The organism is Neobacillus drentensis NBRC 102427, assembly GCF_001591445.1.
GTDB lineage: Bacteria > Bacillota > Bacilli > Bacillales > Cytobacillaceae > Neobacillus > Neobacillus drentensis.
Genome location: NZ_BCUX01000021.1, coordinates 60,645 through 71,852, shown reverse-complemented (window position 1 = coordinate 71,852; position 11,208 = coordinate 60,645). Strand labels below are relative to the sequence as shown.

Below are 11,208 nucleotides of genomic sequence, written 5' to 3'. Positions count from 1 at the left end.
TAAAATTCAAGATAAATTTTACAAATGTAAAATAAAATGAAATTAATAACTTTCTTTGGTACAATTAAGAAAATATTAAAAGATAAGGTGATAGCAGTGGATCGTGAAAAACTAACGAAAGTCATTGAAGCAGCTAAGCTATATTATCTGTTGGATTATAATCAAAATGAAATAGCCAAGGAACTTGGTGTTTCCCGTCCCACTGTGTCCCGTTTATTACAGCAGGCGAAAAGTGATGGGATTGTCCAAATCAGTATCTTGGATCCGACAGAAGATGTTGATAATCTGGCGACGGAACTTGAACAAAAGTTTAACCTTAAAAAGGTAATTGTCGCTTCAATTCCCCAATATGAAGATCACTTCATTAAGAATTATCTTGGTGAAAAAGCAGCCCTTTATCTTGATGAAATAGTTAAGGATGATGACATAATTGGGGTGACATGGGGAACTACTTTATACCATGTTGCAGTTGAACTCAAGCAGAAGTTAGTAAAAGGCGTGAAGGTTGTTCAATTAAAGGGCGGCGTTAGCCATTCGGAAACAAATACTTATGCATCGGAAATCTTATATCTTTTTGGAAAAGCTTTTCATACAACGCCTCACAATCTTCCCCTCCCGGCAATTGTTGATCACGTGGTTGTAAAACAGGCGATGGAGGCAGATCGCCATATTCGCAAGATCCTTGAGCTAGGCAGTCAGTCTAATATTGCTCTCTTTACGATTGGTCCAATAAAAACCGACTCGTTATTATTTCAGCTCGGCTATTTTACAGACAGTGATATAGAGTCCCTTTCTGGAAAGGCGGTCGGTGATATTTGTTCGCGTTTTTTCAATGAATCAGGAGAAGTATGCAACGAGAGCTTAAATGAAAGGACGCTGGGAGTTAATCTAAATGATTTAAAGAAAAAGGACCATTCGATTCTTGTTGCAGGTGGACCAAATAAAATTGAGGGAATTTACGGTGCATTAAAAGGTGGGTACGCAAATGTGCTAGTGACCGATCAGTATACGGCGCAATTCTTGCTTGATAAGCATTAAGTAAAATAAAAATTTTACATTTGTTCATAAATGTATTTACAAATGTTCATTCGGTTTGGTATAGTTACCTTGTGATAAATAACATTAAATCTTTATATAAATAAATAGGGAACAGGGAGGACGAACGTTATGTCTAAAAATATTGTCAGTATGATTGATCATACATTATTAAAGGCAGATGCAACAAAAGAAGAAATTGTAAAATTAGTGGAAGAAGCGAAAGAGTATTTATTTGCATCTGTTTGTGTTAATCCTACTTGGGTAAATACAGCAGCTAAAATGCTTGCAGCTACTCCAGAAGTGAAAGTATGTACCGTAATTGGTTTTCCACTGGGGGCAACTACATCAGAAACCAAAGCATTTGAAACAAAGAATGCGATTGAGAATGGTGCTAATGAGATAGATATGGTAATTAATGTTGCTGCGCTTAAGGATAATCAGGATGAATTGGTTGAAAAAGATATTGCAGCCGTTGTTGAAGCAGCAAAAGGAAAAGCATTGGTAAAGGTAATTATTGAAACTTGCCTTTTAACAAATGAAGAAAAAATAAGAGCCTGTGAAATTTCTGTGAAAGCTGGGGCAGACTATGTAAAAACTTCTACTGGTTTTTCTACAGGCGGTGCCACAGTTGAAGATATACGCTTAATGCGTCAAACAGTCGGGCCAGAAATTGGTGTAAAGGCTTCAGGCGGCGTTCGCAGTCGTGAAGATGCACTTGCTATGGTAGAAGCTGGAGCAACTCGCATTGGTGCAAGTTCTGGTGTTTCAATCAGTAAAGGTGAGCTATCTTTAAGCAATTACTAAAAACTATTGTGAGGTTAATTAGATGAGAGACGTAATATTGGCATTAGTCGCCGGATTAATTGTTGGTTTGTTGTTTAAATTTTTAAAGCTTCCAATACCTGCTCCCCCAGTCTTATCAGGAGTAATGGGTATTTTCGGGGTGTATTTTGGCGGAATCCTATTTGAATGGATTACAAAATTAGTCCAGCATTAAATTTCCTTGGTGGAGAGTGAATATGATGGAAAAAAACAGTTTAATCGTTGAAGCAAATAAAGCGAGAGAGTTTGCCTACGTACCTTATTCGAATTTTAAAGTGGGTGCTGCGCTAATATCAAAAGATGGTCAGATATTTCATGGCTGTAACATCGAAAATGCGGCATACAGCGTTACTAACTGTGCGGAGCGAACCGCTTTGTTTAAGGCGTACTCAGAGGGTGTTACACAATTTGATTCACTCGTTGTAGTGGCGGATACTGAAGGACCAGTTTCTCCATGTGGAGCTTGCCGTCAGGTGATTTCAGAGCTTTGTGATGCAGAAATGGAAGTTGTGCTGACAAATTTAAAGGGTGATATTTTAAAACTCAAAGTGAAGGACTTACTACCGGGAGCTTTTTCACCTAAAGATTTAAATAAATAAATAAGAGGAGTTTATCACTTTTGTGATAAACTTCTTTTTTTGCATTGGTCTATAAATAGAATTGGCAGTTGCTTTATTGCGCATATTATTCATAGTAAAAAAAAAAGGATGATACATATGATTTATATCTATAATGATTATGGTGGGACGCATACAACTTCCTTAGCAGCTGCCTATCATTTAAAACAATTACCACAATCTGAACGGAAACTTACGAAAGAAGAAATATTAAATGTCAATTATTTCAACAAATTAACAAAGGAAGACTTTGGAAAACTTATTCTGCACGGAATTGATGAAGAGGGACATTCTGTATACACGATAGGACGGAAAAGGAACAAATATGTGGTTCCGGCATTAAAAGAAATGATTTTATTGCTGCAAGAAAAATTTAAATTTGATGAAAAAATTGTTTTCTCTAATACTTCACCAACGGTACCTTTTTCCATGTCAATGGGTGGATTTTTCTCAAGAGGTTTAAAAATCGACTTCATTGGGGTGCCATTATTAGTGACAGGTGCTAAACAATGTTGTGATAATATATATAGGTTGGTTGAGAATACAAAAGAAATAGGGAGAACGACGTACGGAGAAAATATAATTGTTCTTGAGAATAAAATGTATAAGTAGGCGGGGAGAAAATATGAATAAGAAAATAGGTTTTATTGGAGCCGGAAAAATGGCTCAAGCCATGATTGAGGGGATTTTAAAGTCACATCTGATTCCCAAAGAAAATATTATGGCTAGTGCTAATACTGAAAAAACGATTGAGCACATCGAGAAAACATTCGGTATTGTCACGACATTGAATAATCGGGATCTTGCCAGATATGCAGACATACTCGTCCTTGCAGTGAACCCTGAACTCTATGCTAATGTAATAAAAGAAATAAAAAATGATATGAAACCAGCATCAATTATTATAACCATTGCAGCCGGGATTTCATTAATGGATATCGAACAATTATTTGGATTCCAAGTAAAGGCCGTTCGAACCATGCCTAATACTCCTTCACTAGTAGGTGAGGGAATGAGTGCAATTTGTGCTAATATTTATCTCGAGGAATCTGAAATTTGTGAGGTGGAGCGCTTGTTCCATACCTTTAGTAAGACCGAGCGGCTAGATGAAAAACTAATGGATGCTGTACCTGCAATCAGTGGCTCTTCCCCGGCGTATGTTTATATGCTCATTGAAGCAATGGCAGATGGAGGGGTTAGGCAGGGGATTCCTAGGGATCAGGCATATCGACTTGCTGCTCAAGCTGTACTAGGGGCTGCAAAAATGGTCCTTGAGACTGGGAAACATCCTGGCGAATTAAAGGATAATGTGTGTACTCCCGGGGGTGCAACGATTGAAGCCGTTATTACCCTTGAGGAAAAACAATTTCGGGGTGCCATTACAGCTGCAATGGAGAGCTGTACGAATAAGGTTAAAAACTTAATATAATAATAAGCTTGGGGTCCATTTCTATGGATCCTTTTTTTGTCAAATATAGAGAAAGTCTGTTCATATTTCTGAATGATTTTTAATCAGGCCCTTAATAAAGAATTGATGATTCCGTGATAAGCATTTTAATTTAATAATAGGGAAAATTTCCGTTTTTATTACCACCACTAACAGTTAAGGCTGTCATTAATCCAACACAAATAATCGTAAGCAGGGAATAGAAGAACTTTTCTAATCCCACCACCTGAATCCCACTCGTTATCACTAACCCATCAATAATGAATATGATAATGCCGACATTTACGGAAGTAAATTTAGTTAAAATCTGGGCAAGTAAATCTGTCCCACCCGTACTTGTTTCATAACGCAGCATAAGACCTATGCCAATACCGACAAGTAATCCACCAATTATCGTACTTGGTAATATACCCATATGGATTTTTCCGTTCATGAATGAAAGAAAATCAATACAAAAAGAAGAAATGATAAGTCCGTGAAGACTGTAGTAGAAATAACGTCTTTCAAAGATCCATGCTAGAACATATAATGGAAGACTTAACAGAATAATACTCAGACCAGTCGGCCACCCGTAAAAATAATGAATGATTAATCCTAATCCAATTACCCCGCCATCCAGCAGGTGGTAGGGTACTAAGAATCCATTAACCCCAAGGCTCAAAAGCAAACTTCCTAGCAGCATTGCAGCAATTTTTTCCTTCACAATCTCACCCCAAAACATGTCCTCCTACATAAAGTATGAAGGTTTCATTCATTTAGAAGTGATGTTCTTAAAAAAGATTCAGTAAAAAGGGTCAAAAAAAATAACCAGAATCTCTCTGGTTGTTTTTTTAAAAGAAGATATTCATTATGAAGTAAATGATACCTGCTAAAACGGAAGTAATTGGTAATGTGATGACCCACGTAATTAACATCCGCTGAGCAGTACCCCATTTTACTCCTTTAAGACGATGCGAAGCACCTACACCAAGTATCCCTGAAGAAATAACGTGAGTAGTACTAACAGGTAAGTGAATGTAAGTGGCCCCGAAAATGATGGCTGCACCCGTTAAATCCGCTGCAACCCCATTTATCGGGCGAATCTTCATAATTTTCCCGCCCACTGTTTTAATGATCTTCCATCCGCCAATTGATGTACCAAGTCCCATTGCAATCGCACAGGAAAGCTGTACCCAGAAAGGAACCTCATCATGATGAAGATAACCATTTGCTAGCAAAGCCATGGTGATAATCCCCATTGATTTTTGCGCATCGTTTGTACCATGTGAATAGGATTGTAAAGCCGCTGTAGCAATTTGGATAAAACGAAAATTTCGATTTGTCTTGGTTAAATTAAAGTCCTTGAAAACTATTTTAAAAATACTGTAAACAATATAACCAACGGTAAATGCCAAAATCGGAGAGAGAACTAAGGCTTCAAGAATCTTTATAAAACCTTCATATTTTATCACTTCAAAGCCTTTGGCAGCAATGGCAGCACCTGCAATAGAACCGATAATTGCATGGGAAGAGCTGCTGGGAATACCATAATACCATGTGAGTAAGTTCCAAATAATAGCTGATAATAAAGCCGCAAAAATAACAATCGATCCCGTATGACCACCGGTAAGCGAGAAGGGATCTACGATGTCTTTAGAAATAGTTTTTGCTACTCCAGTAAATGTCAATGCCCCAACAAAATTCATTACCGCAGCTAACAAGATTGCTTGGCGTGGTTTTAGGGCTTTTGTCGAGACAGAGGTAGCAATTGCATTTGCGGTATCATGGAATCCATTAATAAAGTCAAATGCAAGGGCACTAATTACAATTAATATTGTTAGAATTAATACAACGCTCATATTTTTGCTCCTTAAGCATTTTTCATAATAATGGTTTCGAGTGTATTAGCAACCGTTTGGCAATAGTCTGCAATATCTTCAAGATTTTCGTATATTTCCTTGTATTGAATAATACGAATGGGATCCTTTTCGACCGTAAATAAATTTTTAATCGACTGGCGTAAGATATTATCACAGTTGGATTCATAATCTTTTATTTTAATCGCATGTTCTCTAATTTGTTGTAATTTTTTATTAGAGAGTAAATCAACTGCTTTGTCAATTTCATGGACACTGGCTTGAATGGCATCCACAAATTTCTTCATATAGTCATCAGCATTTGTAATTGAGTACATTTCAAATAATGCTGCACATCCTTCAAGTCCATCGAGTACATCATCCATGCTCATGGCAAGACTCAATATGTCTTCACGTTCAATCGGAGTGATAAATGCATCATTCAATTCTTTGATTACTTCATGAACGAAAGTATCACCTTTTGTTTCAAGTTCCTTCATTTTCTCTGAGAAAATTTTCAAATCACTCACATTTTTTAATTTGTATTCTGTGAAGAAATTTGCACTTTCTTTAAGGTTAGCGGAAATATGACTAAGTAAAACCATAAATTTATCAGCTCTTTTGATTGCCATGTAATTACCCCCATTTTCATATAAACAAGTGTTGTACACCAACCTAGTAATTCTATTGAAAAATGTCGAAAAAAGAAATAACTTCATAAAAAATTTACAAAAACTTAACATTAGAATGTTTTGAATAGTTTATTTTTATGTTATAGACTTTTTTAATTTTACCTAAATTCATTGATTTATGTATAAAGCTTACGTTAGAGGATTTTTATCTTTTTGAGTATAAAATTGAAAATTGGGTATTTTAATGATACAGGTAGCATGAAAAATGAGTTACTTTTCCAATACTGCCTGAGACAAAATAATTGAATACTGAAAAGGAGTGTTCTGAATGAGTTTCATTTGGGCATTAATTATTGGTGGGATTATTGGATGGTTAGCAGGTCTTATCGTTGGAAGAGATATACCGGGTGGAATCATTGGTAACGTCATTGCAGGTTTTGTTGGGGCATGGCTTGGGACAGCGGTTCTAGGTGATTGGGGGCCAAGGGTTGCTGATTTTGCGATAATTCCAGCAATCATTGGGGCTGCAGTTTTAGCCCTGCTGCTAAGCTTCATAATGCGATCCTTTAGAAGAACAGACAGATAAATAAACATCGAAAAAGCCTCCGAAATCAGGAGGCTTTTTCGATGTTACTTAAAGTGAATAAATATCGATATCTTTAAAAATAATAGGTTGATCTAAAAATGGAGCATGACAAATAATTCTTTCCTGAGTAAATGGATGAATAAATTCAAGCTTGGCAGCGTGGAGTGCTTGTCTTTTAACCACTGGGCTACCGCCATACAAAATATCTCCCACGAGGGGATGGCCCAGATAACTTAAATGGACCCTGATTTGATGTGTTCTTCCAGTATCCAGCCAACATTTTACATAGGACATTTGTTTGGCTTTGTCTACCTTTAATACCATGTAATGGGTAAGTGCGTCCTGGCCTGTTGGAGAAACTCTTCTTTTTGTGGCATGATGGCGGTCCCGGCCAATTGCAGCTTTAATAGTTCCGTTGCTTTGCTTCACCACCCCATGAACCAAAGCAACGTAGGTTCTTTTTATCTCCCGTTTTTCAAGCATATTATCTAAAATAGCGCCTGCCAAAGCATGTTTAGCAAAAAGAATAGCCCCTGAGGTATCGCGGTCTAATCGATGAACCTGGCGTATATTTCTTATTTCCCCATTTGCTTGCATGTAATATTGAACCGCATTAACAAGAGTATTTATATCTACTTTTGGATCATTTGGATGCGTATTCATATAAGGGGGTTTGTTAAGAACGATTACATGGTCGTCTTCATAAAGGATATCAACATTTAGGTAGTTTGGTGTGATTTGTAATTCTTCTTCCCCAAAAAGGTTAAGTTGTAGCTTGGAACCCTGGCTGAGTGGGGTATTCCAGTTAGCTGGTTCACCATTTACTAATACCTTATTATCCATTCTAAAAGAATGAGTCACTTTTTTGGGGGCCTCCCAAACATTCCGAAAAATATCAGCAACAGTTTTTCCATTCCATTCAAAAGGGATTGTTAATTGAAACCAATCTCCCATTCGCGTTGTTTTAAGCATTTAATTCTCCTTCAGGTTATAATTACCACCGTAACTGCCGACTAAGTTATGTTATTCTAATGATATACAATTAGACAGAAATAAGCGATGGCAAAGGTGGGTTATATTAGTGAAAATTGTTTTTGCCTCGACACCAAGTCAAGAAAAAGAAATAAATGGGCTGGTGAGGTACATCTATTCGAATATTTTTCCTCTCTACTTTACCGATGAGGAGATTTTTCAATTTAAACAGTTAAAAGTTTTGCATACATCTGAAGATTTTAATACATTAAAAGATGCCTTTCAGGTAATGACAAGTATTCAAACCCTAATCTCTATTCTCGAGGCCACCCAACTCGATGATCAATACTCTTTATTATTTGATAAAAATGTTGAGACGTTGCAGGAATTTGGATTATTGTTTCCATTTAAATATGAACATTTTCAAGAAGAAAGATGTATTAAAAATCATATGCTAAGTATTTATTCAAATGCTGATAATGAGTTGCTCATATAAAGAAGAAAAAGTTCCGGTCTGCAAATTGCAGGCCTTTTATTTTTTTCTACTAATACTGACTAATTTTAAGGTAATATAGTTAATGGAAGAAAAAATACTATTTCGTTAATACTGCGAAAATTGTCGGCTAATTTCAGGAGATTTTAAGAGGAGTAACAAACATGAAATTAGAAACAATATAAGTAGACAGAAATTGGAGGGAATTCTATGGATTGGAAACAAACAGCCAAAGGTTGGATAGATTTTGAAGGATTAGATACTGAATTAAAAAATCAATTAACTGAAATTTTCAAGGATGAAAGACAATTAGAAGAGGCTTTTTATAAAAATTTAGAATTTGGAACGGGTGGTATGCGAGGTGAAATCGGGGTTGGAACCAACCGAATGAACCTTTATACTGTGCGCAAAGCCTCAGCTGGTCTAGCTTCATACATAGAAAACCAAGGAATTGAAGCCAAACAACGCGGTGTTGTGATTGCATTTGACTCACGTCATAAATCACCGGAATTTGCAATGGAGGCAGCTAAAACATTAGCTTCAAAAGGAATCCAAACATATGTCTTTGAAGAATTAAGACCGACCCCTGAATTATCATTTGCGCTTCGATACTTAAATGCCTTCTCAGGTATTGTCATTACCGCTAGCCATAATCCGCCTGAATATAATGGCTATAAGGTTTATGGCTCAGACGGTGGTCAACTTCCGCCAGAAGGTGCTGATAAAGTTATTGCTAAGGTAAATGAGATCGAGAATGAATTACTAATAGAAGTTGACAGTGAAGAAAACTTACGAGCAGCCGGATTAATTAAAACAATCGGTGCTGAAATTGATGATGCCTATATTGAAAAATTAAGAACTATTTCAGAGAATCCAAACCTTGCGGAAGAAACGGAGCTTAACATCGTCTTTACCCCTTTACATGGTACCGCTAATAAGCCTGTCCGTGCTGCGCTTGCTGCCTTGGGTTATAAAAATGTAACGGTAGTAAAAGAGCAAGAACTTCCGGATCCGGAATTCTCAACTGTAAAAAGTCCTAATCCTGAAGAGCATGCAGCCTTTGAATTAGCCATTCGCGATGGAAAAAAAGTAGGGGCGGATCTGCTCATTGCGACTGATCCTGATGCGGATCGGTTAGGAATTGCTGTTCTTAATCCTGAAGGAGAATACGTTGTACTCACGGGAAACCAAACAGGTGCATTACTTCTTGATTATATCCTTACTCAGAAAAAGGAAAAAGGAAATCTGCCGGAAAATGGTGTGGTTTTAAAAACAATTGTAACATCAGAAATTGGCAGGAAAATTGCTTCTGCTTATGGATTAGAAACCGTTGATGTCTTAACAGGATTTAAATTTATTGCTGAAAAAATCAATGAATATGAGGCAACAGGTGATCGGAAGTTCTTATTTGGGTATGAAGAATCCTATGGATATTTGATTGGTGATTTTGCTCGTGATAAGGATGCGGTTCAAGCAGCTCTCTTAGCGACAGAAGTGTGTGCTTTTTATAAGAAACAAGACATGTCCCTTTATGATGGACTGATGCAGGTATTTGAAAAGTACGGGTATTATCAAGAAGGCCTTCGTTCCTTAACCTTAAAAGGAAAAGAAGGGGCTGAGACTATTCAACAATTATTAGCATCGTTCCGTGATGAGCCCATTACAAGTCTTGGCGACTTGACTACTTCGACAACAGAGGATTACTTAACAAGCATTCGTGTAACGAATAGCGGAGAAGAAAAAATGGATTTACCAAAATCGAATGTTTTAAAATATACTTTCGCAGATGGTTCATGGGTTTGTTTAAGACCATCTGGAACGGAGCCAAAAGTGAAGTTCTATTTTGGGGTTAATAGTTTAAGTCTTGAAGAAAGCAAAGCAAAATTGAAAACGATTGAGAATGATTTTATGGCGTTAGTGGATAGTAAAATGAAATTGGTTCAAGAAATTTAATCAAATAAAAACAACAAGAACTTAACATGAAGGGAAGAGAAAATTATGCTTAAAGATCAAATTGCGATTGTTACAGGCGGGTCTCGAGGAATTGGGAAGGAAATTGCTGTAAAATTAGCTGAAAGTGGAATGAAGCTTACAATTGTCGGAAGTTCTACTCAAGTATCTGAAACAGCCGAAGAAATTAAGAAAATGGGTTACCCCAATGTACTGCCCGTACAAGCGGATGTTTCCAAGGAAGAGGATATGCAGGCAGTTGTGAAAAAGACACTCGAAGCATATGGTTCAATCGATCTTCTCGTAAATAACGCCGGGTTAGGCTTCTTTAAATTAACGGAGGAAGTCTCCTTGGAAGAGTGGAAAAAGGTGTTTGAAGTAAATGTTCAAGGTGTATTCCTTGCGACAAAGGCTGTACTCCCGCATATGAAAGATCAGAAATCAGGAACAATTATTAATATTTCATCTGACGTTGCCCGTTATACCATTCCTAATGGTGCAGCCTATACGGCAACTAAATATGCAGTTCAAGGCTTTTCCGGCTCAGTTGCCCAAGAAGTCAGGGAATACGGAATTCGTGTAGGGACCATCAATCCGGGCATGGTCGATACGTATTTTGCAGAGTCTACTCAAGGCTTACCTGAAAAGGAAGACTGGCTAAAGGTGGGGGACATAGCGAATGCTGTGGTATACATGGCTTCTGCCCCTAAACATATGATCATCGATGAAATTGTGATCCATCCATTCGCTCAACAATATCCGATTGCTTAATAATCCCAAAATTTTAAAAACACGGCCTCCGATCTGGAAGCCGTG

At 37.2% G+C, this 11,208-nt stretch carries 14 protein-coding genes; 10 read left to right on the top strand and 4 right to left on the bottom strand.

Annotation, left to right across the window (positions count from 1 at the left end; genetic code table 11):
- Positions 1-36: 36 nt before the first annotated feature.
- The 6 genes from deoR to proC all read left to right on the top strand — a co-directional run bounded on the left by deoR (position 37) and on the right by proC (position 3,906).
- Entirely contained in the window at positions 37-1,038 is a 1,002-nt protein-coding gene (gene deoR / locus BDR01S_RS12015; protein WP_418303024.1) for a DNA-binding transcriptional repressor DeoR, read from the top strand.
- Between the two features lie 129 nt (positions 1,039-1,167).
- Positions 1,168-1,842, top strand: coding sequence for a deoxyribose-phosphate aldolase (deoC, locus tag BDR01S_RS12010; protein WP_066251740.1), 675 nt, complete (start codon positions 1,168-1,170; stop codon positions 1,840-1,842).
- 22 nt (positions 1,843-1,864) lie between these two features.
- Positions 1,865-2,035, top strand: a complete 171-nt coding sequence (locus BDR01S_RS12005; protein WP_066251742.1) for a XapX domain-containing protein — start codon at positions 1,865-1,867, stop codon at positions 2,033-2,035.
- Between the two features lie 25 nt (positions 2,036-2,060).
- Positions 2,061-2,459 (top strand): cytidine deaminase, encoded by a 399-nt coding sequence (locus BDR01S_RS12000; protein ID WP_066259768.1) that lies wholly within the window; start codon positions 2,061-2,063, stop codon positions 2,457-2,459.
- A 117-nt stretch (positions 2,460-2,576) separates the two neighbouring features.
- A complete protein-coding gene (locus BDR01S_RS11995; RefSeq protein WP_066251745.1) occupies positions 2,577-3,089 on the top strand; it encodes a DUF3189 family protein in 513 nt (170 codons plus the stop codon).
- A gap of 13 nt (positions 3,090-3,102) precedes the next feature.
- On the top strand, positions 3,103-3,906 hold the full coding sequence (gene proC, locus BDR01S_RS11990; protein WP_066251749.1) for a pyrroline-5-carboxylate reductase: 804 nt from the start codon (positions 3,103-3,105) through the stop codon (positions 3,904-3,906).
- 130 nt (positions 3,907-4,036) lie between these two features.
- Here proC and BDR01S_RS11985 read toward each other — a convergent pair whose 3' ends face one another.
- From BDR01S_RS11985 to BDR01S_RS11975, 3 genes are all read right to left on the bottom strand, one after another.
- A complete protein-coding gene (locus BDR01S_RS11985) occupies positions 4,037-4,627 on the bottom strand; it encodes a YitT family protein (RefSeq protein WP_066259770.1) in 591 nt (196 codons plus the stop codon).
- A gap of 127 nt (positions 4,628-4,754) precedes the next feature.
- The gene (locus tag BDR01S_RS11980; RefSeq protein ID WP_066251752.1) at positions 4,755-5,762 is read right to left on the bottom strand and encodes an inorganic phosphate transporter; all 1,008 of its coding nucleotides are present in this window, start codon (positions 5,760-5,762) and stop codon (positions 4,755-4,757) included.
- A gap of 11 nt (positions 5,763-5,773) precedes the next feature.
- Positions 5,774-6,391, bottom strand: coding sequence for a DUF47 domain-containing protein (locus BDR01S_RS11975; RefSeq protein ID WP_066251754.1), 618 nt, complete (start codon positions 6,389-6,391; stop codon positions 5,774-5,776).
- 328 nt (positions 6,392-6,719) lie between these two features.
- On the opposite strand from BDR01S_RS11975, the gene BDR01S_RS11970 reads away from it, so the two are divergent.
- Positions 6,720-6,977 (top strand): GlsB/YeaQ/YmgE family stress response membrane protein, encoded by a 258-nt coding sequence (locus BDR01S_RS11970; RefSeq protein WP_066251758.1) that lies wholly within the window; start codon positions 6,720-6,722, stop codon positions 6,975-6,977.
- Between the two features lie 48 nt (positions 6,978-7,025).
- Here BDR01S_RS11970 and BDR01S_RS11965 read toward each other — a convergent pair whose 3' ends face one another.
- Positions 7,026-7,949, bottom strand: a complete 924-nt coding sequence (locus tag BDR01S_RS11965; RefSeq protein ID WP_066251761.1) for an RluA family pseudouridine synthase — start codon at positions 7,947-7,949, stop codon at positions 7,026-7,028.
- Positions 7,950-8,058: 109 nt separating this feature from the next.
- On the opposite strand from BDR01S_RS11965, the gene BDR01S_RS11960 reads away from it, so the two are divergent.
- The 3 genes from BDR01S_RS11960 to BDR01S_RS11950 all read left to right on the top strand — a co-directional run bounded on the left by BDR01S_RS11960 (position 8,059) and on the right by BDR01S_RS11950 (position 11,163).
- Positions 8,059-8,445 (top strand): YhcU family protein, encoded by a 387-nt coding sequence (locus tag BDR01S_RS11960; RefSeq protein ID WP_066251766.1) that lies wholly within the window; start codon positions 8,059-8,061, stop codon positions 8,443-8,445.
- 207 nt (positions 8,446-8,652) lie between these two features.
- Complete coding sequence (locus tag BDR01S_RS11955) at positions 8,653-10,395, top strand: phospho-sugar mutase (protein WP_066251768.1); 1,743 nt, start codon at positions 8,653-8,655, stop codon at positions 10,393-10,395.
- Positions 10,396-10,440: 45 nt separating this feature from the next.
- Positions 10,441-11,163, top strand: coding sequence for an SDR family oxidoreductase (locus BDR01S_RS11950; protein ID WP_066251771.1), 723 nt, complete (start codon positions 10,441-10,443; stop codon positions 11,161-11,163).
- Positions 11,164-11,208: the final 45 nt, after the last annotated feature.